General features: G+C 47.1%; 24 protein-coding genes. 9 read left to right on the top strand and 15 right to left on the bottom strand.

What is annotated here, in order from left to right; translation table 11 throughout:
• Positions 1-68 precede the first annotated feature (68 nt).
• From FJM67_RS04470 to FJM67_RS04480, 3 genes are all read left to right on the top strand, one after another.
• The gene (locus tag FJM67_RS04470; protein WP_235889983.1) at positions 69-809 is read left to right on the top strand and encodes a class I SAM-dependent methyltransferase; all 741 of its coding nucleotides are present in this window, start codon (positions 69-71) and stop codon (positions 807-809) included.
• A 121-nt stretch (positions 810-930) separates the two neighbouring features.
• Positions 931-2,856, top strand: coding sequence for an acetate--CoA ligase (gene acs / locus FJM67_RS04475; RefSeq protein ID WP_235889984.1), 1,926 nt, complete (start codon positions 931-933; stop codon positions 2,854-2,856).
• A 26-nt stretch (positions 2,857-2,882) separates the two neighbouring features.
• Positions 2,883-3,527: a LuxR C-terminal-related transcriptional regulator gene (locus FJM67_RS04480; protein WP_140587473.1), complete on the top strand. Its 645-nt coding sequence runs from the start codon at positions 2,883-2,885 to the stop codon at positions 3,525-3,527.
• Between the two features lie 17 nt (positions 3,528-3,544).
• On the opposite strand, the gene yidD is transcribed toward FJM67_RS04480, so the two are convergent.
• Positions 3,545-3,775, bottom strand: coding sequence for a membrane protein insertion efficiency factor YidD (yidD, locus tag FJM67_RS04485; RefSeq protein ID WP_140587474.1), 231 nt, complete (start codon positions 3,773-3,775; stop codon positions 3,545-3,547).
• 98 nt (positions 3,776-3,873) lie between these two features.
• On the opposite strand from yidD, the gene FJM67_RS04490 reads away from it, so the two are divergent.
• The 3 genes from FJM67_RS04490 to FJM67_RS04500 are packed head-to-tail and all read left to right on the top strand — an operon-like array spanning position 3,874 to position 7,700.
• Positions 3,874-4,737 (top strand): prephenate dehydratase, encoded by an 864-nt coding sequence (locus FJM67_RS04490; protein WP_140587475.1) that lies wholly within the window; start codon positions 3,874-3,876, stop codon positions 4,735-4,737.
• 5 nt (positions 4,738-4,742) lie between these two features.
• The gene (locus FJM67_RS04495) at positions 4,743-6,794 is read left to right on the top strand and encodes a TonB-dependent receptor plug domain-containing protein (protein ID WP_140587476.1); all 2,052 of its coding nucleotides are present in this window, start codon (positions 4,743-4,745) and stop codon (positions 6,792-6,794) included.
• 15 nt (positions 6,795-6,809) lie between these two features.
• Positions 6,810-7,700, top strand: coding sequence for a hypothetical protein (locus FJM67_RS04500; protein WP_140587477.1), 891 nt, complete (start codon positions 6,810-6,812; stop codon positions 7,698-7,700).
• Here FJM67_RS04500 and FJM67_RS04505 read toward each other — a convergent pair.
• Positions 7,674-8,435 (bottom strand): alpha/beta fold hydrolase, encoded by a 762-nt coding sequence (locus FJM67_RS04505; RefSeq protein WP_140587478.1) that lies wholly within the window; start codon positions 8,433-8,435, stop codon positions 7,674-7,676. The genes FJM67_RS04500 and FJM67_RS04505 overlap by 27 nt on opposite strands.
• An 85-nt stretch (positions 8,436-8,520) precedes the next feature.
• On the opposite strand from FJM67_RS04505, the gene FJM67_RS04510 reads away from it, so the two are divergent.
• Positions 8,521-9,129 carry a CDP-alcohol phosphatidyltransferase family protein gene (locus FJM67_RS04510; RefSeq protein ID WP_140587479.1) on the top strand — a complete coding sequence of 203 codons (609 nt, stop codon included), beginning with the start codon at positions 8,521-8,523 and terminating at the stop codon, positions 9,127-9,129.
• Here the strand turns inward: FJM67_RS04510 and yfaE are convergent.
• From yfaE to FJM67_RS04530, 4 genes are all read right to left on the bottom strand, one after another.
• Entirely contained in the window at positions 9,119-9,394 is a 276-nt protein-coding gene (gene yfaE / locus FJM67_RS04515) for a class I ribonucleotide reductase maintenance protein YfaE (RefSeq protein ID WP_140587480.1), read from the bottom strand. The genes FJM67_RS04510 and yfaE overlap by 11 nt on opposite strands.
• Positions 9,378-10,511 (bottom strand): class Ia ribonucleoside-diphosphate reductase subunit beta, encoded by a 1,134-nt coding sequence (gene nrdB / locus FJM67_RS04520; protein ID WP_140587481.1) that lies wholly within the window; start codon positions 10,509-10,511, stop codon positions 9,378-9,380. Before nrdB ends, yfaE begins: the two co-directional genes overlap by 17 nt.
• Positions 10,512-10,613: 102 nt before the next feature.
• A complete protein-coding gene (gene nrdA, locus FJM67_RS04525; RefSeq protein WP_140587482.1) occupies positions 10,614-12,878 on the bottom strand; it encodes a class 1a ribonucleoside-diphosphate reductase subunit alpha in 2,265 nt (754 codons plus the stop codon).
• A 276-nt stretch (positions 12,879-13,154) separates the two neighbouring features.
• Complete coding sequence (locus tag FJM67_RS04530) at positions 13,155-13,880, bottom strand: heparan-alpha-glucosaminide N-acetyltransferase (protein ID WP_140587483.1); 726 nt, start codon at positions 13,878-13,880, stop codon at positions 13,155-13,157.
• 12 nt (positions 13,881-13,892) lie between these two features.
• On the opposite strand from FJM67_RS04530, the gene FJM67_RS04535 reads away from it, so the two are divergent.
• The gene (locus tag FJM67_RS04535; protein WP_140587484.1) at positions 13,893-14,462 is read left to right on the top strand and encodes an alpha-ketoglutarate-dependent dioxygenase AlkB family protein; all 570 of its coding nucleotides are present in this window, start codon (positions 13,893-13,895) and stop codon (positions 14,460-14,462) included.
• A 3-nt stretch (positions 14,463-14,465) separates the two neighbouring features.
• Here the strand turns inward: FJM67_RS04535 and pdxH are convergent, their stop codons facing one another.
• The 4 genes from pdxH to FJM67_RS04555 all read right to left on the bottom strand — a co-directional run bounded on the left by pdxH (position 14,466) and on the right by FJM67_RS04555 (position 18,401).
• On the bottom strand, positions 14,466-15,116 hold the full coding sequence (pdxH, locus tag FJM67_RS04540) for a pyridoxamine 5'-phosphate oxidase (protein ID WP_140587485.1): 651 nt from the start codon (positions 15,114-15,116) through the stop codon (positions 14,466-14,468).
• 4 nt (positions 15,117-15,120) lie between these two features.
• Positions 15,121-15,759 carry a 2-polyprenyl-3-methyl-6-methoxy-1,4-benzoquinone monooxygenase gene (coq7, locus tag FJM67_RS04545; protein WP_140587486.1) on the bottom strand — a complete coding sequence of 213 codons (639 nt, stop codon included), beginning with the start codon at positions 15,757-15,759 and terminating at the stop codon, positions 15,121-15,123.
• Positions 15,760-15,782: 23 nt separating this feature from the next.
• The gene (locus FJM67_RS04550; protein WP_140587487.1) at positions 15,783-16,124 is read right to left on the bottom strand and encodes a histidine triad nucleotide-binding protein; all 342 of its coding nucleotides are present in this window, start codon (positions 16,122-16,124) and stop codon (positions 15,783-15,785) included.
• Positions 16,125-16,199: 75 nt separating this feature from the next.
• On the bottom strand, positions 16,200-18,401 hold the full coding sequence (locus tag FJM67_RS04555) for a 7TMR-DISM family protein (RefSeq protein ID WP_181161429.1): 2,202 nt from the start codon (positions 18,399-18,401) through the stop codon (positions 16,200-16,202).
• Positions 18,402-18,494: 93 nt separating this feature from the next.
• Here FJM67_RS04555 and FJM67_RS04560 point away from each other — a divergent pair, with 93 nt between their 5' ends.
• A complete protein-coding gene (locus FJM67_RS04560) occupies positions 18,495-18,746 on the top strand; it encodes a hypothetical protein (protein WP_140587489.1) in 252 nt (83 codons plus the stop codon).
• 71 nt (positions 18,747-18,817) lie between these two features.
• Here the strand turns inward: FJM67_RS04560 and purD are convergent, their stop codons facing one another.
• The 5 genes from purD to FJM67_RS04585 all read right to left on the bottom strand — a co-directional run bounded on the left by purD (position 18,818) and on the right by FJM67_RS04585 (position 24,476).
• A complete protein-coding gene (purD, locus tag FJM67_RS04565) occupies positions 18,818-20,107 on the bottom strand; it encodes a phosphoribosylamine--glycine ligase (RefSeq protein WP_140587490.1) in 1,290 nt (429 codons plus the stop codon).
• Between the two features lie 20 nt (positions 20,108-20,127).
• Positions 20,128-21,699 carry a bifunctional phosphoribosylaminoimidazolecarboxamide formyltransferase/IMP cyclohydrolase gene (gene purH / locus FJM67_RS04570; RefSeq protein WP_140587491.1) on the bottom strand — a complete coding sequence of 524 codons (1,572 nt, stop codon included), beginning with the start codon at positions 21,697-21,699 and terminating at the stop codon, positions 20,128-20,130.
• 81 nt (positions 21,700-21,780) lie between these two features.
• A complete protein-coding gene (gene fis, locus FJM67_RS04575; protein ID WP_140587492.1) occupies positions 21,781-22,059 on the bottom strand; it encodes a DNA-binding transcriptional regulator Fis in 279 nt (92 codons plus the stop codon).
• 75 nt (positions 22,060-22,134) lie between these two features.
• Positions 22,135-23,109, bottom strand: coding sequence for a tRNA dihydrouridine synthase DusB (gene dusB, locus FJM67_RS04580; RefSeq protein ID WP_140587493.1), 975 nt, complete (start codon positions 23,107-23,109; stop codon positions 22,135-22,137).
• A gap of 128 nt (positions 23,110-23,237) precedes the next feature.
• Positions 23,238-24,476: a zinc-ribbon and DUF3426 domain-containing protein gene (locus FJM67_RS04585; protein WP_140587494.1), complete on the bottom strand. Its 1,239-nt coding sequence runs from the start codon at positions 24,474-24,476 to the stop codon at positions 23,238-23,240.

Consider the following 24,476-nt stretch of genomic DNA (forward strand, 5'->3'; position numbering starts at 1 on the left):
TCATTATTTAGCCAATTATCTTCCGCTGCTAAAGACTACCAACCCTACAGCTACTTGAGGAGAAGTTTTTGATCCGGATATTCGATTTGAATTTGTCAGCCAATTACGCTCGGGTGCGTCCTAGTTACCCCCCTGAATTGTATTTGTGGCTTTCTCAGCAAGTAGCTAATACCGGAGTTGTATGGGATTGCGCATGTGGTACTGGCCAAGCTTCCATCGACTTAGCAGCTTACTTTGATCGAGTCGAGGCAACGGACCTGAGTGCCGCTCAAATTGCTAAGGCGACCCCCCATCGTAAAGTTCATTATTCGGTACAAAAGTCCGAAGAAACCTCGTTTCCTGACCACTACTTTGATGCTATCTGTGTCGCTCATGCTCTGCATTGGTTTGATTTGCCAGACTTCTGGCAAGAGGTAAAGCGAGTGCTCAAACCCAACGGCGTTATTGTGGTTTGGGGGTATCACTGGTTTCGTCTTGATGATGTGGCGGGACAGCTAGTCGATGAAACCTTGTTGCCCTTGCTGAAGCCATATTGGCCTCCTCAGAGTCGATTGTTATGGACGCGCTACGACGATATGGCGTTCCCTTTTCAGCGTATTGAAGTGCCAGATTTCAAGCTAGAGACCCAGTGGACGCTTGGTCAAACCTGTGACTTTATTCGTACCTGGTCCGCTACTCAGTTCTTTGTGGCCGATGGTGGGCAAGAAATTTTGGAAAATTTTGAACAGAAGCTGCGTGAATGTTGGGGTAATGCTGGTGACAAGAAACCTGTGTCGATGCCTTTCTTTGCCCATGCTGGGCGGGTTTAGCTGGTCACGACTCCTGGAGCGGGTGGTGAGTTAGTTAGACTAAAGTGGAATGGCTTAGGCTAGGCTCAGACTTATAGTTAAGCCAAGCATCCTCATAACAAATTTAAAAATGGAGCAATTTATGGCAGACCGTACCGCAAATGTGAGCATCAGTGAGTTCAACGAACGTTATGATGCATCAATCCAAACTCCGGATGAATTCTGGGGCAAAGAAGGCCTTCGTCTTGATTGGTTTAAACCTTATACCAAGGTGAAGAACACCAGTTTCGCAAAGGGTAATGTCAATATTAAATGGTACGAAGATGGTGAGTTGAACGCAGCCTATAACTGTATCGATCGCCATTTACCAGAAAAAGCCGACAAAGTTGCTTTTTACCTAGAAGGTGACAAAGAAGGCCTAGAAGCCTCAGTCACTTACCAAGAGCTTCACGATGAGGTGGGGCGTCTTGCCAACCTGCTAAAGGCTCAAGGCGTTAAGAAAGGTGATCGTGTCGCTATCTATATGCCAATGATCCCACAAGCGGCCTATGCCATGTTGGCTTGTGCTCGTATTGGTGCGATTCACAGCGTTATCTTTGGAGGCTTCTCAGCGCATGCTATTGCAGACCGCCTAAATGACTGTGAAGTCAAAGTAGTGTTGACGTCTGACCAAGGCAAACGTGCCGGCAACCCAGTTCAATTGAAGCACAATGTGGATTTAGCGTTAGAAAATAATGCTTGTCCTTCTGTTGAAAAGGTATTGGTATACCGTTACACCCAGGCGGATATTCCTTGGGTCGAAGGTCGTGACCTTGATTGGGGGGCGCTTGCTGCTGAGCAGAGCACAGAGTGTGCACCAGAGCCGATGAATGCGGAGGATCCGCTATTTATCCTGTACACGTCAGGTTCTACTGGTAAACCAAAAGGTGTTGTGCATACCACCGGTGGTTACTTGGTTTACGCATCATTAACCCATGAATTGGTATTCGATCTTAAGGACGATGACGTTTACTGGTGTGCGGCTGACGTGGGTTGGATCACGGGTCACAGTTATATTGTTTATGGCCCGCTAGCAAACGGCGTGTCATCTGTTCTATTCGAAGGTGTACCTACTTACCCAGACTCCGGGCGTATGGGGCGTGTGGTAGACAAATTTAATGTATCTATCTTGTACACAGCGCCAACAGCAATCCGTGCCTTAATGGCAAAAGGTTATGAGCCAACGGCCACTAGTACCCGTGAGTCCTTAAGAGTATTGGGGTCAGTTGGTGAACCGATTAACCCAGAAGCTTGGCATTGGTATCACGAACGTATTGGTAACGGTAAGTGCCCGATAGTCGATACTTGGTGGCAAACCGAGACTGGTGGTGTCCTAATGACGCCTCGTGTTACTGAGCAAAACCCGAAACCAGGTAGCTGTACTGGCCCTCTTTTTGGTGTAATCCCTGCGCTTGTCGATGCTAATGGTGTAGAGATCACTGAAATGGGTGCGGAAGTAGAAGGTGGTTTGGTCATTAAAGATTCATGGCCAGGCCAAGCGCGTACCGTCTATGGCGATCATGAGCGTTTTGAGCAAACCTACTTCAGTACTTTCGAGGGTTTATACTTTACCGGTGATGGTGCCCGTCGCGATGCTGATGGTGCATATTGGATCACAGGTCGTATGGACGATGTGCTCAACGTATCGGGTCACCGTCTAGGTACTGCGGAAATTGAAAGTGCACTAGTGGCACACCCATCCGTTGCCGAAGCCGCTGTAGTGGGCTACCCACATGACCTGAAAGGTCAGGGTTTGTACGTCTATGTTACGCCAGTATCAGGGGTTGTTCCTGATGAAGAACTCACTAAATCTGTGAAAATGTTCGTGCGTCAGGAAGTTGGTCCTATTGCGACACCAGATATGGTGCAGTGGGCGGAGCGTGGTTTACCGAAAACCCGTTCGGGCAAAATCATGCGCCGTATTTTGCGCAAGATCGCGGCCAATGAACATGATTCACTCGGTGATACCAGCACACTTGCTGACCCAAGTGTGGTTGATGATTTGATCGATAACAGGTTAAATAGATAAGTCTAATTAACTGTTAAGGAAATAGTGTGATATCACTAGTTATCGCTGACGATCATCCATTATTTCGTACTGCCTTATGCGGTGCCCTGCAAGAAGAGCTGGGTGCCGTTGCAATTCGGGAAGCTCAAGACTTGGAATCTACGTTGGAATGTCTGAAGGGGCAAGATGACGTAGATTTGTTGTTGCTTGATCTGAATATGCCTGGGGCCGGCGAACTCTATGGTCTGATCCGTATTCGAACAGACTTTCCTGAAGTGCCAATTGCGGTGATCTCCGGCAGTGAAGCACCTGAAATAGTTGCCAAAGTAATCGAAGCTGGTGCATTAGGATTTATTCCCAAGACCAGTGATTTGAAGGTGTTTGCCGCCGCCATTCAGGCTATTCTTGATGGCGACATGTGGTTGCCGGAAGGCATGGAGCAAGCCATAGCGGATATGCCGAAACCTGATCTGGAATTGCAGCAGCGGGTCGCGGAATTGACGCCGCAACAGTACAAGGTGTTGTGTTATTTACACGAGGGACTGTTGAATAAACAGATCGCCTACGAGCTGAATATTTCTGAAGCGACCGTAAAAGCTCACATAACGGCAATTTTCCGCAAGCTGAATATCAACAATCGTACTCAGGCGGTATTGGTAGCCAGCGAGTTGAAGCTACAAATCGATAACTAATCAAAGAAGATGACCACTTAATGTTTGTGGTCATCTTTTTCCGGTACTGGGTCAATCCCGCCTTCATGAAACGGATGGCATCGTCCTAGACGTTTCAAGCCCATCCAAACTCCCTTTAATACGCCAAAGCGTTCAATAGCTTGAATCATGTAGCTTGAACAAGTCGGATAGTAACGACAGTTATTGCCCAAAAGTGGGCTGATTAGCCATTGATAGCCCTTTACTATGGCAATTATCATCTTTTTCATCAGTGTAATCGGTCTTTAGAGATAGCCTAATAACTAGGTCAAATGGTAAATTGACTACGGGGTTAACTTACACAATTGATCAACAATGGAATTCATGTATGTCTGAGGCTTTTTCCCTCGCAACCGAAACAACAGTAGCTTATCAAGGGGAGCCAGGAGCTTATTCCCATCTTGCTTGCCAACATACCTTTCCTGATTGGAATGCTGTTCATTGTGCCTCGTTTAACCAAGCACTACAAATGGTGGAAGAAGGAAAAGCAAAGTACGCCATGATACCGGTAGAGAACTCAACTGCAGGTCGAGTGGAAGAAATCTATCGGGAGTTGAAACATACACAATTGTATGTCGTACAGGAACACTTTGAGCCGATTAATCACTGCCTTATTGGTCCCAAGGGAATGCAGCTTGAAGAGGTAACTAGAATTGGTAGTCATCCTCAGGCGTTGGCCCAATGTGATGGCAATATTCGAGCCTTAGGCGCAACCAACGTAGCTATGTACGATACGGCCGGTGCCGCGAAGCATTTGGCGCAAACAAAAGCGACAGGCTTAGCGGTAATCTCCTCGGAGTTAGCAGCGAGCCTCTATGGATTAGATATTTTACGCTCCCATTTTAATGATGTGGCTGGCAATACGACCCGTTTCCTAGTTTTTGCCAAACAACATAAATTACCAGACTTTATGCCCGACGAGCGTTACATTACCTCATTTCTATTTACTGTCCGTAACTTGCCCGCAGCGCTGTATAAGGCTATGGGGGGCTTCGCCACCAATGGCATTAATATGCTTAAGTTAGAAAGCTACATGGTTAATGGTAAGTTTACCGCAACTCAGTTTTACGTGGATGTGGAGGCGCACTACCAATCTTCGTCCATGCAGGCGGCTCTGGACGAGCTTCGTTTCTTTTCCGAGGAGATCCGCATACTGGGGACGTATGTGGCAGACCCCTATCGAAATCAATAATAATTATGTCCAAAACATTACCCATTGCATTCTCTGTTTTGTTTGCTGCGACCTGTGCAGCGGACACCTTATCTATGGAAGATATGTTTATTGGCGATGGATTGTCCCTAGACAATATGAGTGACTTAGCTTTGCAGGATATTCCGATGGTGGTGACGCCTGCAAAGTTAAGCCAACCTAGAGTTGAAGTATCTTCGACCATATCAGTACTCGATAGTGAGTTTATTCGACGTAGCAATGCGCAAACGGTAGAAGAACTACTGCAATATGTACCTGGCTTTATTGTCGGTCCCTACGATAGCTCTAGTAGCAAGGTCGTGGCTTATCATGGTACTCAGTTGGACCGATTCCGCCGTATGCAAGTACTGATCAATGGCCGCTCGGTCTATAGCTCAGCTTATGCGGGGGTGAATTGGGCAATGTTACCGTTGGCCGTGGATGACGTGGAGCGTATTGAAGTCAATCGAGGCCCCAATGCAGCGGTATACGGTGCGAATTCCTTCCTCGGGGTAATTAATATCATCACTCGCTCACCACTTGAAACCGTGGGTGGCAAAGCGAAGTATTTTTCCAATGACGCAGGCGGCCGTTCCCTGTATGGGCAATACAGTGTTGTGGGGGATCAATGGTCACTGCGGGCCTCAGCCTCTCAGACCGTGGAAGAAGGCTACGATGGTACAGATGATATCGTCCGCAATGATGGACACCAAAAAAATACGGCTAATATATTAATAAACCATACAGGGCGCTATTCAACCACAGATATTGAGTTCGGTGGATCACAGTTAGCCGGTGAGCTAGACAAATTGTCTGTTAAAATTGGTAATAAAAAGATTCCTTTGACATACCCCAAAAGTGCTCCGTTACGAGATGTTGAAAGGTCTTTTGTATCTTTAGTTCATTCCGTTCAAACTTCTCGTGACCATGAGCTCAAGGCCCAATTTACATATGAAGAAAGCAGATGGGTCGACAAACATCACCTAGAGTTACCTCAAGATATAAATTTGGGATTATTTAAAGGAGAGCTAACGGACCTCACCGGAGACTTACTCATTGATCTTGATGAGCAGCGCCAAGATCTTGAAATACAAAGTAGTTGGGTACCAAGCTCGTCGTTTTCATGGGTGAACTCCGCGTTGTACCGTATCGACAAGGCTTACTCTAAAACCTATTTTAACGGTGAATACACAGAGAATCTGCTTAGAACCTCATCTGTGATGTCGGTCAAACCTAGTGATCAGCTGGTTGTCAATTTAGGGGGTATGTGGGAGAAGAGCAAGTTAAGCGGCGAGTACTGGTCCCCACAAGCTGGCGTGACATGGCTATTTAGCCCATCAAATTCGGTTCGTGCCAATGTTTCTAAAGCCTACCGAACCCCCGATTTGTTTGACCAAGAAGCGGACTGGAGTTACGTCTTTAACGATGTGCGTAGTCGTTCTGTCTATGCGGTGAACGGGGAGCAGGCCGAGGAGATTACCTCCTATGAGATCGGTTACTTTCACGATTTACCTGCTTATGGTTTGAGCTTTGACCTAATGGTATATCGCGAAGTGTTCGATGGAATGGTGGTATCAGGTAAAAACTATCTAAATTCGATAGATAGCGCTACAAAACAATCAATGTCTTATGATAGTACTGGCGTTTTAGTCGAAGGCGATACCATCGATTTCATAATCGAAGGAGCTGAGTTGGAGGTGGATTGGCGTTCCCCAACAGGAATTTTAGCGCGCCTTACCTATGCTACTCAGAATACGCAGACAGACGAAAATGCCACACTAAACACGGTGCCAATCAATACCGCGAGTGTTCTATTTAGCTATCCCGTAACGGATAAATGGCAATTAAGTACTAGCTATTACTATGTGTATGGTATGCCAGATTGGGTATACAAAAATGTGAATTTATGGGCCTCATATCAGTTTAAACTTGGTAGAACCAGTTACTTTGATCTAGGCTTTGGAGGCAGTAAACGTTTGGACAAGGAGCCCTATATCATTACTGAAAATATTTCTGACGACAAAGATCGTTTGTATGCGTTTGCCAACGTGACTTTTTAGCACCTAGGTAATCTCGTGAAACGGATATTTGCGTTTATTATTGGATTAGTCTTTGCTCTGCCAGTCACTGCAAGTGTTTTTTTGCACCATGACGGGCAGGGTACAGTAACTCGTATGCTGGCGATGCAGCTAGAATCCATGTTGGGTCAGCAAGTGCTGGTTGGACAGCCGTTGTCTGCTGTGACAGAAGGCGATGTTGTGGTGGCGATTGGTAAATCGTCGTTGCAGCAAGCGTGTGAAGCTTCCAAAGGATCTGTGGTGGCTATGTTTGTTGGGGAAGAGGAGTTTCGTCTCTTTGAGAAATCCTGCCGTCATTCTGCATCAGCGGTGTTCTCCGGGGGGAGTTTAGATATACGGTTGGGGATTTTGGCTTCATTTTGGGAGGATCCTGCCCCTCTGAGTTTGTTCTACTATGAACCCTTGTTGTCGGATCCCAGAGAAGTCACCCAGTATGCGAAAAAACACGGCTTATCTCTAAGGTTGTACCCCACGAGCGCTGATAAGGTCGAAGCGCTGAAAGTTTTACAGCGCGCTTTTACTGACAGTCGCTTAACCCTATCTCTATATGACAGTACCTTGTTTAGCTCTGAATTTGCTCGCGATGCTATTCGTATGTCATTCCATCGACAAAAGCTACTCGCCCCTCATTCTGCTGCCATGGTCAAAGCGGGGGCCTTATTTGCCGTTTACTCTGACCTAGATGCAAAACTAAATTGGGTGTTGAGGGCTATCAATTACTATCAAGCTAGCGGCCAGCTGCCACTGGCGACTTACCCAACCCCGCTTAAAATTGTTTTTAATCCCTACCTAGTAAAGACCTATGGTTTGGTCTTACCAACGGATGTCTTTCTGTTTAACAAGTTCGGTGTCTGCCCCGAGTCAGGTTGTGAGAAAGCGCTTTACTAAACTGCCAAATACTTGGGGCTTCTCTGCATGGAGCCAGTGACCGGTGCCAGGGATAATTTTCACCTGAATATTGTGGAACCAGCGTTGTGTTACGTCAGCGTACTCAGGGAGTATGTAGTTTGAATGCTCCCCCTTGATAAATAACGTTGGAATCTCTATTGGTCGAGCAAATGAAGGGGCGTTAAGAATTTGCTTATAATCTTGCTCTAATGCAGGATAATTGATGCCAATGCGCAAGTGATCCTGCTCTCGCACTAAACTTTTTAAGAGGAACTGTCTCACACCACGGTTATCTTCATAGTCGGCTAAGATGGCATCGGCCTGTTGGCGAGTAGTCGGCTTGGCGGCGTCGATGGCATGTAAACCGGCGAAAATTTGTTGATGGCTGCCTTGGTAGGTTACCGGAGCGATATCGGCAACAATTAACTTTGTCACTCTATTTGGGTGGTCATGGGCAAACTGCATGGCAACCTTTCCTCCCATGGAATGACCTAGCAAGAAGCATTGAGAGAGCTGCTGCGCGTCAACCCATGAGGCAACCTGCTGGGCTAGTAGGGGATAGTCTAGTGGCGATAATGTGTCAGAGCGTCCATGATTTGGTAAATCTAGGCAGTATACGGTAAACGTATCCGCCCACGACTGTGCCAGAGTGTGCCAATTGTCGGCATTTCCGAATAATCCGTGTATGACTACTAATGCAGGACCTTGGGAACCATATTGTTTGTGAAATATCATGGGGCTAGTGTCGTCTAAATATGATGAGTAAATTTGGGGTATGTTACCAAGATAACGGTGTCCTCGTCAGCGAAAAGGAATCTAGATGTTAGATCGACATGTTTTACCATACTTACGTGAACCGCTTACGCAGCTTGCTAAGCGCTTTCAGGCCGCTGGGATTAGCGCAAATCAGGTGACCGTTGGTGGGTTCATCGTGGGTTTGCTAGCGATGCTTAGTATCGCCAATGAGTTTTATACACTCGGTGTTTTTCTAGTGCTAATTAATAGATTAGCTGATGGCATAGATGGGGCGTTAGCTCGTCTGAATGGTGCCACCGACTTGGGGGGCTATTTAGACATTACATTAGATTTCATCTTTTACGGCGGTATCGTTTTCGCTTTTGCCATTGCTAACCCTCAAGCTAACGCCTTGGCAGCCACATTTTTGCTGTTTAGTTTTATGGGAACCGGAAGTACTTTCCTTGCCTTTTCAGTAATGGCAGCTAAACGTAATCTTGAGAATAAACTTTACGGTCCCAAGTCTCTCTACTTTTTGGGGGGACTTACAGAAGGCAGCGAAACCATTATGGTGTTTGTGTTGATGTGCCTGTTGCCAAATAGTTTTGCTGTCCTCGCTTATCTATTTGGTACAGCCTGTTTGATCACCACTGCCACAAGACTTTATAGCAGCTATGTAGCACTTAGAGACTAGCGATTTCTATATCGCTTTTGGCGTAGGCACAGCAAGACAATACATGGCCCCCTTGTACCCAGGCCATGGGTTCTTCTGGGTAATAGACTTTGCCCCATACGAGCTTAAGAGCGCAGGAAGAGCAGTAGCCCTCTCGGCACTGATATTCTAGAACTAGGCCAGAGCGCTCCAACTGAGGAAGAAGAGGTTCTTCCTCAGTCACAAGCACTTCTTTCGCGCCAATTTTGACTCGATGTAATGAGTCTTCCTTAAAGGTCGAAGTCATCAAAATCCGCTTCGTCTAAATCGTTGTCGATTTGTCCGACTAGGTAAGAGCTGATTTCGGCCTCTTGTGGCGCTACCTGCACGTTATCACTTACCAACCAAGCATTGATCCAAGGAATTGGATTGTTTTTGGTCGCAAACTGTGGCTCAAGACCGATTGCCTGCATACGAATATTGGTGATGTATTCCACATATTGGCTAAGAATCTGTGCATTTAGACCAATCATGGAGCCATCTTTAAATAGGTAACTCGCCCAATCCCGTTCTTGCTGAGCAGCTTCCACGAAGATACGGATCACATCATCACGGCATTCTTGCGCGACTTCTGCCATTTCAGGATCATCACGGCCTGATGCCATCAGGTTGAGCATATGCTGCGTGCCATTAAGATGAAGGGCTTCATCACGGGCAATCAGCTTAATGATTTTGGCATTGCCTTCCATCAGCGTGCGTTCCGCGAAGGCAAAGCTACAGGCGAAGCTGACATAAAAACGAATGGCTTCGAGTACGTTTACCGAGGCGATAGTGAGATACAAAGTACGTTTCAGCGAGCGTAAGGTAACGTCAACTTCACCTTTGCCCGGCACATGGTGTTTGCCTAGACCTAGGGTGTTGTATAAGCTGACTTTCTCAATTAACTCATCGTAATAGCGAGATACGCTGTCAGCTCGTTTGGTGATTTCTTCGTTAACGACAATATCGTCAAAGACTTTTGATGGATCATTAACGATATTACGGATGATATGGGTATATGAACGACTGTGTATGGTTTCACTAAATGACCATGTCTCAATCCAGGTTTCTAACTCTGGCAAGGAAACAATCGGCAACAATGCCACGTTGGGGGATCGCCCCTGTACGCTATCGAGCAGGGTTTGATACTTCAAGTTACTCAAAAATATGTGCTGCTCGTGGGGCTCTAACTTTAGGTAGTCCTTACGATCGGTAGAAAGATCCACTTCTTCCGGGCGCCAAAAAAATGATAGCTGTTTTTCGATCAGTTTTTCGAAAATCGGGTGCTTCTGCTGGTCATAGCGCGCGACATTGACGTTTTCACCAAAGAACATCGGCTCTTGCAGGCTATCAAATTGTTTGCGGTTAAATGTGGAATAACTCATCGAGTACTTAGTTCCTTACGTAGCAAAGGCATCGTTACCGATGCCTTAAATCGTTCTAAACATTATCGTTACGCAGCAGGGCGTAAAGTGGATGTATCAAAATTATATCTTGCAAGCACCGCCAGCACAGTCATTCATGTCGTCTTGTTTGTCATCGGCACCATCACGGGTGTTGTGATAGTACAGAGTTTTCACCCCAAGTTTATAGGCGGTGAGTAGATTTTTCAGAATAGACTTCATCGGTACTTTGGAAGACTCAAACTTAGATGGATCATAGTTGGTGTTAGCTGAAATCGCTTGATCAACGAATTTCTGCATGATTCCCACAAGTTGTAGATATCCATCGTTAGAAGGAATAGACCAAAGTAGCTCGTACTGATCTCGTAAACGTTCGAATTCCGGTACCACTTGCTTCAGAATTCCGTCTTTACTGGCTTTTACCGAGACGTAGCCACGTGGAGGCTCAATACCATTGGTTGCGTTACTAATCTGAGACGAGGTTTCAGACGGCATTAAAGCTGTCAGAGTAGAGTTACGTAAGCCATGCTCTACTATGCTCTTACGTAGGCTCTCCCAGTCGTACTTAAGTTCGGCACTACAAATGGCATCAATATCTTTTTTGTAGGTATCAATTGGCAAGAGCCCTTGCGCGTAAGTAGTTTCGTCAAAGGCTTTACATGGGCCAAATTCCTGAGCCAATTTGTTTGACGCTTTTAGTAGGAAGTACTGAATCGCCTCAAAGGTTTCATGGGTTAGGTTGTTGGCGCTGCCATCTGAGTAACGAACGCCGTTTTTGGCTAAGTAGTATGCGTAGTTGATCACACCGACACCCAATGTACGACGCATTTCAGTGGCTCTTTGCGCTGCCGGAATGGGGTAATTCTGGTAATCAAGTAAGCTATCCAAAGCGCGTACAATCAATTCCGCCAGCTCTTCGAGCTCATCTAGGTTCTCTAGTGCACCTAGGTTAAATGCAGATAGGGTACATAGCGCGATTTCCCCGTTCGGGTCATCAACGCGTTCTAGAGGTTTCGTCGGTAGCGCGATTTCCAAACAAAGGTTACTTTGTTTCACCGGTGCCACTTTCGGGTTAAACGGACTATGGGTATTACAGTGGTCAACGTTTTGTAGGTAGATACGGCCTGTGCTGGCGCGCTCAGAGGCAAATAGAGTAAATAGCTCCGCCGCTTTTAGTGATTTCTTGCGAATATTGGGGTCTTGCTCGTACTGCGTATACAGACGATCAAACTCTTCTTGATCGGCGAAGAAGGCATCATACAACCCAGGCACGTCAGATGGACTGAATAGGGTGATGTTGCCGCCCTTGATTAGGCGTTGGTACATCAGGCGGTTGAATTGAACGCCGTAGTCTAGGTGACGAACGCGGTTCTCTTCTACGCCACGGTTGTTCTTCAATACTAATAGACTTTCTACTTCCAAGTGCCAGATAGGGTAAAAGACTGTCGCAGCACCGCCACGCACCCCACCTTGGGAGCAGCTTTTCACCGCCGTTTGGAAATGCTTGTAGAACGGGATACAACCAGTGTGAAAGGCTTCACCACCACGAATTGGGCTACCTAAAGCACGAATCGCGCCCGCGTTGATACCGATACCAGCCCGTTGACTGACATATTTCACCACAGCAGAAGAGGTTGCATTAATGGAGTCGAGGGAATCACCACACTCGATCAAAACACAACTACTGAACTGGCGCGTTGGCGTACGAATACCCGACATGATTGGAGTGGGTAAGGAAATCTTGAACAGAGATACAGCGTCGTAAAAACGCTTGATCAAATCAAGACGCTGCGCTTTGTCGTATTTGGCAAATAGACAAGCTCCAACCAAAATGTAAATGAACTGAGGGCTTTCATAAATCTGACCAGTAACGCGGTTTTGTACCAGATATTTACCTTCAAGCTGTTTTACTGCAGCGTAGGAGAAGTTCATATCGCGACTGTGGTCAATAAAGCCATTGATCGTGTCCAATTCTTCTTTGGAGTAGTCTTCTAGAATATGACGATCATAACGGCCTTGCTCGACCAAGTTGCTCACGTGATCAAATAAATGTGGTGGCTCGAATTCACCAAACGCTTTTTTACGCAGGTGGAAGATAGCCAGGCGAGCTGCTAAGTACTGGTAATCTGGGGTGTCTTCTGAAATAAGGTCAGCGGCGGATTTGATCAGTGTTTCATGAATATCTGTCGTGCGTATACCTTCGAAGAACTGGATTTGAGCCTTTAATTCCACCTGGGATACAGACACGTTTTCTAGACCATCGGCGGCCCAAGTGATCACGCGATGTATTTTCTCTAGGTTGATTGTTTCGGTGGCGCCGTTACGCTTCGTAACTGTCAAAGTGCTCATGCCGTGCTTCCCGTTAATGCCATGAAGTAATAAATATAAATACTGTATCTAGTGCTAGAGGGTGTTTATTAGCACTAGATGTAGTAATGAGTTGATTGGAATGGCGCAACAATAGTTCCCTGATCCGAGAAAATCAAGGCTTGAAAAATTGCCAAATTTATACCTGCTTCCAAGCCTAAGTGTTCACTCACCGTTCTGCGCCCAAGCTTTCGGAACCCTTGATAATGCAAGTGCTAAAACTTTTTTCTGTGTTTTTTTCCAAGGTGCGCAGGCCTATCACAAGCCACGAACCCATTGCCAACCAAAATGAATTAGGGCAACTAATAGGAATAAAATTACCTGATGGGAGAGATAGATGGGTAGCGCGTAGCGTCCCAATGATATCACCCACGTGACAGCTTTGGTGGAAGGTAAATGGATGTGGTGTACTCCGAGTTTACCCAGCAGCGGGCCGACTAGCACCACACCCAGCCAGGGAAGAGGGGCGACATAGTCGAGGGTCTGCCTTGGCATACCGAGAGCGCTTGAAAACCAGCGACGTAGCTCGCTCATATCTACCTGGGGCAAAATATAGGGCAAACTAATTAGCAGTATACCTAGCGCACCAGAGAGTACCGGTAAGTGAGCAATGGAGCGACCAACCAGGCCAGCGATAAGAATAAAGTGCAAGATTCCAAAAAAGATCCAATTATTTGGAAACATCAACCATGACCCTAGTGATACTAACCCAGCTCCTAGTGCCAACTTACCAAGGTTGCTAAGATAACGCGTTAAAGATTGCTGCATCGCGACGGCGAGATAGTTAGACCAGCCCACAGCGGTTAAGAACAAAGTAAGAATAATCGCGCGGAAAGTGACCCAGAATGGATCTTGCAACGAATATTCTAGGTACCCGAAATAGCGCCAATCCCAGCAGAAGTGAAACACCATCATAAGTATGACGGCCGTGCCACGATAGAAATCGAGCAATGGGAAACGGGCTGAGCGGGGAGATGTCTGCATAAGAGAAATGGGATGCCTTCAAATCATATCGCTGCACCATACCGATATATTGTGACAGCCTCAAGTGAGCGTTGGTCTTTTGCCTACCTACATAAGCATATTGACTGGCAGGAAGAGGAGCTAATTATGTTTGGTAAGGCGGTCAAATCGCCACGTTTGGTGGCGTTTTATGGGGAGCAAGGAGTGTGCTACAGCTACAGTGGTCAAGCCTATTACGGGCGAGGTATCCCAGACTGGTTACGGCCGCTGTTCGCGAAGGCATACGAGATCAGTGGTCAAACATTCAATACCGTGCTGTGTAATCTTTATCGTAATGGTAAAGATTACATGGGGTGGCATAGCGATGATGAGCCGTCCCTTGGTCCTGCGCCTAAAATCGTCATGTATAGTGCTGGTGCGACGAGAGATTTCTGTCTACGCCTAAAAGGGGAGACTAGCCAGCGCCTGATTCAATCGATTGATGACGGTAGTTGGTTAGAGATGCAAGCCGAAATGCAGGTCGTTTGGCAACACGCCTTACCAAAGCGGCTACGAGTAACGCAGCCGCGTGTGAGTCTGACCTTTCGTCAGGTTATTCGCTAAGTCCTAGGGGGCTTTACGGTAACGCTTCCAGCTAGCGGTTGCAGTATCGTGTTCAAAGACGATACGGTCATGCAGCCGACTAGGGCGCCCTTGCCAAAACTCGATGCGCTCTGCGGCAACGGAATAACCGCCCCAATTGACCGGGCAGGGTAATGTGTCCACGTCTTGGTACTGGTTTTCTTTCTCAGCAAATTCGTTAATCAAGACTTCGCGACCTGATACTACTTGGCTTTGGCGAGAAATCGACGCCGCAATCTGGCTACCTTTCGGGCGCGTCGCGAAGTAGCTTTCAGAGGTTGCGCGTGCCACTTTGGTCGCTTTGCCTTCGATACGTACCTGGCGCGACAGCGCTGGCCAGAAAAAAGTCAGGGCGACGTTGTCGTTAGTCGCAATTTCTTGTCCTTTGTCGCTGTCGTAGTTGGTATAAAAAGAGAAGTTAGCATCCTCTCTTTGTTTCAACAGTACCACACGACCGTGGGGGCGCCCATTTGCATCTGCTGTCGATAATGTCATGGCCGTAGGGTCATCGGGGCATGCAGTAATGGCTTCTTCAAGCCAACTGTCAAACAGTGGCAGCGGATCCAAGCCTGCTTTGTCTTCAGTTAAATCATCAAACTGATAATCACGACGGATAGATTGTAAATCTCGATTCATATAATTAGATCCGATAAGTTGAAACAGTCATCACTTTAGAAACCAATGTCATCACTTTCATAACAGGTTCCGGAAATTCATAGCCACCGGAGTCTAGGGCCATTTGCTTGTGTTTGGCTTCATCCACATGCATTTGCGCCAAAATCGCATTCGAGCGGGCATCTTGGGCTGGGAGTGCGGCCATATGCTTGTCGAGGTGAACGCACACTTGGTCTTCTGTAGCAGCAACAAATCCCAAGGATAATTTGTCGCTGATAGCACCAGCTCCCGCCCCGATAGCAAAGGAAGCACCATAGAACAACGGTGTCAGGAGACTAGGGCGGCTGCCTAACTCATATAAGCGTTCTTCACACCAGACCAGATGGTCGATTTCCTCGTCAGCAGCATGTTCCATTTCTTGACGTACACTCTCAAGCTTGGCTGTCGCTGCTTGACCGGCATAGAGAGCCTGAGCACATACTTCTCCAGTATGGTTAATACGCATCAAACCAATTGCATGACGTTTTTCTTCCGGCGTCATGTCTGCTTCTGGATGCTGCGTGGCGGGAGACGGACGAAAAGACTTTGCAGCCCTGGGGACAATGGTTTGCAATGCTCGATCAAGCTGCATTATGCCCTTGTCCACAAATGATAAGGCTCTCATTGAGGAACTCCTCTTGTTAATTATTAGCCTGGTGGCCAGCTCATTGCGCGACCACCTAGTACGTGCATATGAATGTGGTAGACAGTTTGTCCACCTTGCTCATTGCAATTCATTACTACCCGATAGCCACTATCCGCGATGCCTTTCTCTTTAGCCACTTTAGCTGCAACGATGGGTAACTTGCCAATCACCGGTGCATCTTCTAAAGCTAAATCATTCAAGGTGCTAAAGTGTTTTTTCGGTATCACAAGGAAATGATGTGGAGCTTGAGGCGCAATATCTTCAAAAGCAATGACGTCATCGTCTTCGAATAAGATTTTGGCCGGTATCTCTCCGTTTACTAATTTGCAAAATAAGCAGTCCATAATAACTCCTTTACGAGCAACTATTATTGAAGGTTCAGTTTTCGTCTACAAGAGAGAAAACAAGTGAGCTTGATGTTAAGCAATGAGTTTGGTTAAACGACGTATGTGCGCAAGGTATCTTCGCTCCAAATCGTGCTCATAGATTAAGCCGTCAAAGCCTTGATTATGGCAGTAACGTTCGGAAATACGAATATTATCGGTGATTAACAAAGTGATATCGTTAGGACTAAGGTAGTTTCGAATACGTGAGATTAGGGCTGCATCACTGTTCGCTTCATCTTCGAACAAGCAAATTATCACGCTCTCATCTTCGTCACGTTTACGAGTTAGCATTTGCACCAAGTCTTCGAGGTCTGCGACGTGGTGCATGGCACCTACGTTATTTTCGGACACATACATAGTGCGTTCCATGAGCGCGGTATAATGGCCGAACAGTAATACACTCGTTTTTAGGTTGAACGATGGCTGTTGTTGTCGCCCAATACTGGCCTTCAGCGGGAGAGTGATCAAACCTCTACGCTGGCTGCCTACCCCCTGGTCTTCAAACTTACCATTTAGAAAATCTAGCACATGGATGGCGTGGCGTATCCCGATATTCCCCGTGGCAGCTAAATCTATGGACGTAGGCATCGGTTCTATGACAATCTCAAGTTTGACGGAATGGTCTTGGGTATCTTTGAATTCCGGTGTATTAAAGCAGATAGTCAGTTCCTGATCTGAATAGAGTTGTAGCTCGTAACACAGGGTAACCAAAAGATGTTGCAGCATAGGGGCATTGGAATGAATGTCTACCTTTAGGGACTTATCGTATTCAAAGAGCACTGATTGATAATCTGCGCCAGCCGTACGAGAACTTAACTGTACCTCGCGAATCAGGGTATCCAGACTAACGGGTAGAGTCTGCTCCCGTACCCTTCCAGTCTCAATATCTATGAGTGTGCTAATGCGGTTACTAAGTTGCTCCATGCCAACCTTGGCGGATGCCAGCGCAGTGCGCTGTTCCTCATTGTTTGGCAGCGTGGGGACTATGCCGGTCATAATATTGATGGGATAGGCAAGTCGCCTCTTGATGTCATCTAGTAGTTGTAGTGAAACATCCCGAGAGTAGCCGGGGGAATACTTCCCGACCACATGAGAGTTGGCATGACGTTGTCGCAGCAACATGCCAGTGAAGTGGATTAGCGCCTCAGCCAAAATAGAGAGTGTGAGCCCCCATTCATACCAAAACATGCTAGATATCATGCCATACGCTGTCAGGATCCACAGAAAATGCCCAAATGTTAAAGTTGACCTGGCAAGAAGGTAATACCCGGCATAGGGCACTTTTTTCAGGTAGGCAAAAAATCCCGCTAGGAACAGCAACATCAGAGTGCCGGTAGCCATGAGCGATAGGTATCTAATGTTTAGTTGTTCTGGTATGAGGGAATAAATGAGGCCGAGAAATCCATTAAGCAAACCTAAGCCAAGCAGTAAGCGATCAAGTTTAGGTAGTGTGGTTGCTGTGTTTAAATATAGACGGGTGAATAGGGAGATAGTGGCAGCACACCCGAGAGCAGACAAGTTGTAGAGCCGTTCCTGTAGTCCCGTAAAGGTTGGAAACCAATCATAGAGATAGCCATGAACGGATAAGTGTAAGGTGATCAAACCTGCTAGAATGCCACTGAAAATCAGATACATGATATTGCTTAGGCGTAGCCAAAAAACAATATTGGTAAATAAGACGATGAAGGCAATGCCGAGAATGATGCCTGTCCAAAGTTGCTCCCTTTGTGTATCGGCAAAAGTATCGGATAAAGTCTTCACTTCTGCGGTCAGATTGATTGGTACGTTGGAGTCAATCTTCAGGTATATGGTAAATAACGGCGGCAGCGGATCGGGCAATGGCACGATAAATTCAGCATGTTTTATCGGGCGCCCTTGGGCAGGATTGTATTCACCTAGCTCCGCCAAAGGGCCGATTAGATTGAGTTCAGGTATAAAAATGCTTAATTGCTGTAACCGAGGTGCATTGATATGCAAAGCAACGGGAGCTCGTGCGCTAGACTGAATGGCAACTTGAGCTCGTAACCAAACGCTGCCATCGACTAGGCCAAATTGTAGGAAATCTCGCTCAATGGGCACAAAGCGTCGTGAGTAGGTATCTGTTTCGATCAGCTCCTGGGAAAGCTGTTTGGTTTCGTCAATAAAGAGGTAACCAATCTTGCCCAAGTTAGCTCGGGAGATATTGTCATCTAGGATCGCAATATTCGGCGCTGAGTAGGCGCTTGCGAAAAACATTAATAAAACGAAAAAAAGCAGTCGTTGTAACATGCGATAAGTCAATGCAGCCTCCTCCAAGAGGCTTCCATTATTAACTAGATAGAGGGTGCAATGCTATATCCAATCTTGGTTGAGTATTATGTTTGGTGGTGTATCGGTTTGCTAGGAGTAACTTGGTTCACGCGTTCTGGTGATTTGGTCAGTCGTCGTAACAGAATGTATTTTTATGGGATGTTGGCAGCGATCGGTTTCGTACTTGGTTTTGACTGGATGGGCGGTGTGATTTTCGGTTTGTTGGTGTTGGAAGTCGGTACGGTTTTCAAACGTTGGCTGGATGCCAAGCAAGCTAATCTGAACAAGTAGTCGGCTATAGCGATAAAAAAAGGCCACATGATGGTGGCCTTTTACAAGTAACTAGGCGTTGCCTGGATGCTTTATTTAGCTTGTTCGCGAGCGACGGCCCGGTGACCGATGTCGGTACGGAAGTAAACCTTATCCCAAGAGATTTGGTTTACCACGTCGTAGGCACCTGCTTGCGCTTCCGCAACCGTCTCACCAAGTGATACAGCACAAAGCACGCGACCGCCGTTGGTGACAACCTTGCCATCTTTGGAGCTCGTACCAGCATGGAAAACTTTCTGATGCTCAGGTAAAGCAACATCATGGCCGGAGATGACGTCTCCTTTGTTGTAAGATGCAGGGTAACCGCCAGCTGCTAGCACAACGCCTAAACTTGCACGTGGATCCCAATCGGCTTCTACCGACTCAAGCTCACCATTAATGGCAGCTAGACACATAGACACAAGATCAGAGCGTAGACGCATCATGATGGGTTGTGTTTCTGGGTCACCGAAACGGCAGTTGTATTCCAGCACTTTAGGGGTGCCGTCCTGTGCGACCATGACACCTGCATACAGGAAGCCACGGTAGCGGTTGCCTTCAGCATTCATGCCTTTTACTGTTGGCATGATGACTTCATTCATGATGCGGTCGTGAATTTCAGCCGTCACAACCGGAGCAGGGGAGTAGGCTCCCATGCCGCCAGTGTTAGGGCCTTGGTCACCGTTATCCCGAGCTTTATGGTCTTGGCTTGATGCCATTGGCAGAACCGTCTCACCATCAACCATGACGATGAAACTAGCTTCTTCACCTACTAGGAACTCTTCAATGACAACGCGAGAGCCGGCTTCACCAAATGCATTACCTGCTAGCATGTCTTCAACTGCTTCAATCGCTTCGGCTTCGGTTTGTGCTAGGATCACCCCTTTACCTGCAGCAAGGCCGTCAGCCTTAACTACGATTGGTGCGCCTTTTTCTTTGATGTAGGCAATCGCTGGTGGGATTTCAGTGAAGTTACCGTATTCCGCTGTGGGAATATTATGGCGAGCAAGGAAGTCTTTGGTGAAGGCTTTTGAACCCTCTAACTGAGCCGCCGCTTTGGTTGGACCAAAGATAGGGAGACCTGCTGCGTCAAAGGCGTCGACTACACCAATCACCAGTGGTGCTTCAGGGCCAACAATAGTCAGACCAATGTTGTTGTCTTTTGCAAAGGCTACCAGGGCATCAATGTCTTCAACACCGATGTTTACGTTTTCAACTTTTGCTTCTAGAGCAGTGCCAGCGTTACCTGGAGCAACGTAAACCATTTCTACGTCGGCAGATTGTGCCGCTTTCCAAGCCAGCGCGTGTTCACGCCCGCCGTTACCAATTACAAGAACTTTCATGCTTGTTTCCTATTCCTATTTTAGTGACGGAAGTGGCGCATGCCAGTGAATACCATCGCCATACCCGCTTCATCAGCGGCTGCGATTACTTCGTCATCACGCATTGAGCCGCCAGGTTGAATAACCGCAGTGATGCCTGCTGCTGCCGCAGCGTCAATGCCGTCACGGAATGGGAAGAAGGCATCGGAGGCCATAACTGAACCTTCTACTTGTAGGTTCTCATCAGCAGCTTTGATACCTGCGATTTTCGCAGAGTAAACGCGGCTCATCTGGCCTGCACCGACACCGATGGTTTGGCTGTTCTTCGCATAGACAATAGCGTTTGATTTCACGAACTTCGCTACTTTCCAAGCAAATAGAAGATCTTTTAGTTCTTCCTCGGAAGGCTGGCGCTTAGAAACAACTTTAAGGTCGCCAAGTTCAATGGCACCGTCATCACGGTCTTGAACCAATAGGCCACCATTTACACGTTTGTAATCAAGTGCGGCAGGCTTGTCAGTTGACCACTCGCCACATTCTAAAAGACGAACGTTTTGTTTAGCAGCAACGATTTCAAGTGCAGCAGCGCTTACTTTCGGAGCAATGATGACTTCAACGAATTGACGATCAACGATAGCTTGTGCTGTTTCAGCTGTTAGCTCTTGGTTAAAAGCAATGATACCGCCGAAAGCAGAAGTAGGGTCAGTTTTGAAAGCTAGATCGTAGGCTTCAAGTTGGCTAGCTGCTGTTGCCACACCGCATGGGTTAGCATGTTTAACGATAACACAAGCCGGTTCTTGGAAGCTCTTAACGCACTCAAGGGCTGCATCAGTATCAGCGATGTTGTTGTAAGAAAGGGCTTTACCTTGAAGTTGCTTCGCAGTACTGATAGAGGCTTCTTGTGGGTTGGCTTCTACATAAAAAGCCGCTTTCTGGTGTGGGTTCTCGCCGTAACGCATTTCTTCTTGCTTGTTGAATTGCAAGTTAAAAGTACGTGGGAAGTCTTCACTACCGCCTTCCACTTTCTTACCTAGGTAATTAGCGATATTGCCATCGTAGTTTGAGGTATGTTCGAACGCTTTAACAGCTAGGTCGAAACGCCGTTCGTAAGTAAGACCGCCATGCTCTTTTAGAGAAGCTAAGATGCCTTCGTAGCTTACTGGATCAACCACGATGGCAACGTCTTTGTGGTTTTTCGCTGCAGAGCGCACCATAGTTGGGCCGCCGATATCGATGTTTTCGATTGCCATTGGCAAATCGCAATCAGGGCGAGCAATGGTGGCTTCGAATGGGTATAGATTGACCACAACCATATCGATTTCTTGGATGCCGTGCTCTTGCATGACAGCACCATCGATATCGCGACGTCCCAAGATACCACCGTGTACTTTAGGATGAAGAGTCTTCACGCGACCATCCATCATTTCGGGGAAACCTGTGTAGTCAGAGACTTCAATGGCTGCAACACCGTGTTCTAGTAGCAGCTTGTAAGTACCACCTGTAGAGAGGATTTCAACGCCTTGATTGGTCAATTCACGGGCGAATTCAACAATACCGGTTTTATCTGACACGCTGATTAGCGCGCGTTTGATGGATTTGGTTGGGGTTGCCATATAGTTTCTCAAGTTTATCAACGTAGTTTTCGGGAACTTTTGGGGTTAGAAACGAAAAAAGGGCGTGAACGCCCTTTTCATTTATAACATGCCGTACTGCTTCAATTTTTTGCGCAGAGTACCGCGATTTAATCCTAAGATGGTAGACGCTTTGGTCTGATTGTCTTTAGTATAATTCATCACTGATTCAAGTAGAGGCGCTTCCACTTCCGCTAGCACCAACTGATAAAGATCGGTGACAGGTTGTCCATCGAGGTGAGCGAAGTAGTTTTGCAGGGCCTTTTCTACATTATCGCGTAGCGTTTGGGATTGCTCAGCTGAAGCCGCTTGAAACGTTTGAGTATGAGTTTGTTCTACCACAGAATAACCTTCTAATTTTAAAGCTAACCATCTTGAAGTCAGGCAAAAATGCGCGACTCAATGACCCGAGAGACTTCACTCAGGGAGTGAAGTAAAAAAGTGATCTAACTGTTCGAGTTGCAATGTTGCAGACTCGATAGCATTAAACTGACGCCGAAAGGACGATGTGTCTGCTAATGTTTGCAGATACCAACCGACGTGTTTGCGGGCAATACGCACGCCCAAGTATTCTCCGTAAAATTCGTGCAAGTTTCGCACATGCTGCATAACCAACTTCTGTATGGTTGAGCGTCCCGGCGGGGGCAGCAATTCCCCTGTGTTTAGGTAGTGACTAATTTCCTTAAATATCCAAGGTCTACCTTGTGCTGCACGTCCAATCATCACAGCATCCGCACCAGTGTGTTGTAACACCTGATGGGCTTTTTCCGCTGTGTTGATATCGCCATTGGCCAACACAGGGATAGAAATCGTATCTTTAATTTCCGCGATGGTGTCGTACTCTGCCGCACCAGCAAATTTACAAGCCCGAGTACGCCCATGCACGGCAAGTGCTTGAATGCCGCATTGTTCGGCAATCTTCGCGATGGTGACACCATTGCGGTGTTGGGGCGACCAGCCGGTACGGATTTTTAATGTAACGGGCACATCGACACTATTAACAACTGACTCGAGTATTTCTCTGACCAATGTTTCGTTCTGCAATAACGCAGAGCCTGCAGCCTTGTTAAGCACTTTTTTGGCAGGGCAGCCCATATTGATATCAATAATTTGCGCGCCAAGTTCCACGTTTTGGCGTGCGGCTTGAGCCATCATGGCAGGGTCTGAACCAGCGATCTGAACGGATCTTGGTGACACTTCATAATCATGAACCAAGCGCGTTCGGCTCTTGTTCGAGTCCCACAAACGGACGTCAGATGTCACCATTTCAGATACTACTAAGCCTGCTCCTTGGGCGTGGCATAACTTCCTAAAAGGGAGGTCAGTCACACCAGCCATGGGAGCCAAAACTAGCGGAGTAGTAATGGTGTACGGTCCAATTGAGAACGCCATTGAAACAAAGAAAACCAAGTAAAGTGTTAAAGATCTTCGACCATGTCGAGCGGGCGTGAATAATAACGGCTAGGCTGCCCTTTTTGAAGTCTTGACAAAGGATAAATTGACTAAATTTTGTGCTTTTCTCAGAAAGAGCGGGCTTGTGCTGAGTAGACTTTAAGTTGGTGTGTGACCGCCCGAGCGCCGGGATCGTGAATGCTGATCACAATATGAATGGGGGTGTTTGGGGGCATGTAGGTAATATCGAGAAAGTCTTTATGTAGATAGTTGTTCGGTGTGAACAGTCGCGCTGCAACCGGGGCGCCGTTGAGATCATAAAACTCTAACGCAATTTTCGGCATAGGTTGGGCGAATTGGCTGGTGTTATTCATAATCGCATTTACCACGAGGGCATTGCTGGTGGTTGGGTGGCTTTGAATACGGGTATGTTGAATATTAATAGCGGTTACGTCTTCGAATGTCGGTAACACACAGCCCAAGTAGGTGCAGGCCAATTTATAAATCGGCCGCAACTGTGCCGAGCGACTGCCAGAATCGAAATAGAAATAGCCAGCTTGTGCCAGCAACAGAAGCAATGCTGCAAAAGACCCCGCTAGCCATAATCCCCCATGCCGAGTTTTTGTTTGCGGTAGGTCATCATCGACTAATGGTGCTAGGCTGCTCTGGGCATTAATCTGTTCCAAAGTGTCCTGCGCTTTTCGCGCGGAGGCAGTAGAGTGCTGTTGGTCGGAAATGTCCTGAGCAAGAGCATGGAGTGCCAACATATAATCAGGCTCCACATCCTCGTGCAGGCTTGTTGGCTGGTTCTGTGGGGCTTGAGGTCTAGTTTGCGGTGCAACTGGAACGCTTGGTTGCTGCCGTTGTGCTGCTGTGGATGTAGTAGGTCGAGGAATATTGATCTGTGCTTTCTTTTTGTCTTGCTCCAAAGCAGATTCCAGCTCTGCTAATTCTTTTTCCCAGGGAGCAGGAGTCTCTTCATCCAGAGGTGTTTGTTGTGTCTTTGATTTTGCCGGTAAAGGCGCTAAATCATCTTCGTCAAATAGCGTATTAAGCCATTTTGGATCAACAGGTGGTTCTTCAGCAGCTGAGGAAGGCTTTGCTGAAGTCGCCATGCTCTGCGTTGATTTAGAGTTTAGCTGAGTGGGTGGAGTAGCGCTTTCGCTTACACTTGGTGCTGGTGCTGGTGCTGGTGCTGGTGCTGGTGCTGGTGCTGGTGCTGGAGATTGAGGTGCTGGTGTAGCGACGAAAATATGAAAACACTGACCACAGCGCACTTTGCCGTTTGCCATTTTTAGCACGTCATTAGTAACACGAAATGCCGTAGAGCATTTAGGGCAGCGGGTAATGATGCTATCCGTGGTCAT

The organism is Maribrevibacterium harenarium (assembly GCF_006385675.1).
GTDB classification, from domain to species: Bacteria; Pseudomonadota; Gammaproteobacteria; order Pseudomonadales; family Marinomonadaceae; genus Marinomonas; species Marinomonas harenarium.

Coding starts and splice junctions, on each gene's coding strand:
- acs (WP_235889984.1), top strand. CDS start 931: ATGGCAGACCGTACCGCAAATGTGAGCATCAGTGAGTTCAACGAACGT.
- yidD (WP_140587474.1), bottom strand. CDS start 3,775: ATGAAAAAGATGATAATTGCCATAGTAAAGGGCTATCAATGGCTAATC.
- FJM67_RS04490 (WP_140587475.1), top strand. CDS start 3,874: ATGTCTGAGGCTTTTTCCCTCGCAACCGAAACAACAGTAGCTTATCAA.
- FJM67_RS04495 (WP_140587476.1), top strand. CDS start 4,743: ATGTCCAAAACATTACCCATTGCATTCTCTGTTTTGTTTGCTGCGACC.
- FJM67_RS04505 (WP_140587478.1), bottom strand. CDS start 8,435: ATGATATTTCACAAACAATATGGTTCCCAAGGTCCTGCATTAGTAGTC.
- FJM67_RS04510 (WP_140587479.1), top strand. CDS start 8,521: ATGTTAGATCGACATGTTTTACCATACTTACGTGAACCGCTTACGCAG.
- yfaE (WP_140587480.1), bottom strand. CDS start 9,394: ATGACTTCGACCTTTAAGGAAGACTCATTACATCGAGTCAAAATTGGC.
- nrdB (WP_140587481.1), bottom strand. CDS start 10,511: ATGAGTTATTCCACATTTAACCGCAAACAATTTGATAGCCTGCAAGAG.
- nrdA (WP_140587482.1), bottom strand. CDS start 12,878: ATGAGCACTTTGACAGTTACGAAGCGTAACGGCGCCACCGAAACAATC.
- FJM67_RS04530 (WP_140587483.1), bottom strand. CDS start 13,880: ATGCAGACATCTCCCCGCTCAGCCCGTTTCCCATTGCTCGATTTCTAT.
- FJM67_RS04535 (WP_140587484.1), top strand. CDS start 13,893: ATGCCTTCAAATCATATCGCTGCACCATACCGATATATTGTGACAGCC.
- pdxH (WP_140587485.1), bottom strand. CDS start 15,116: ATGAATCGAGATTTACAATCTATCCGTCGTGATTATCAGTTTGATGAT.
- coq7 (WP_140587486.1), bottom strand. CDS start 15,759: ATGAGAGCCTTATCATTTGTGGACAAGGGCATAATGCAGCTTGATCGA.
- FJM67_RS04550 (WP_140587487.1), bottom strand. CDS start 16,124: ATGGACTGCTTATTTTGCAAATTAGTAAACGGAGAGATACCGGCCAAA.
- FJM67_RS04555 (WP_181161429.1), bottom strand. CDS start 18,401: ATGTTTTTCGCAAGCGCCTACTCAGCGCCGAATATTGCGATCCTAGAT.
- FJM67_RS04560 (WP_140587489.1), top strand. CDS start 18,495: ATGCTATATCCAATCTTGGTTGAGTATTATGTTTGGTGGTGTATCGGT.
- purD (WP_140587490.1), bottom strand. CDS start 20,107: ATGAAAGTTCTTGTAATTGGTAACGGCGGGCGTGAACACGCGCTGGCT.
- purH (WP_140587491.1), bottom strand. CDS start 21,699: ATGGCAACCCCAACCAAATCCATCAAACGCGCGCTAATCAGCGTGTCA.
- dusB (WP_140587493.1), bottom strand. CDS start 23,109: ATGGCGTTCTCAATTGGACCGTACACCATTACTACTCCGCTAGTTTTG.
- FJM67_RS04585 (WP_140587494.1), bottom strand. CDS start 24,476: ATGACCACGGATAGCATCATTACCCGCTGCCCTAAATGCTCTACGGCA.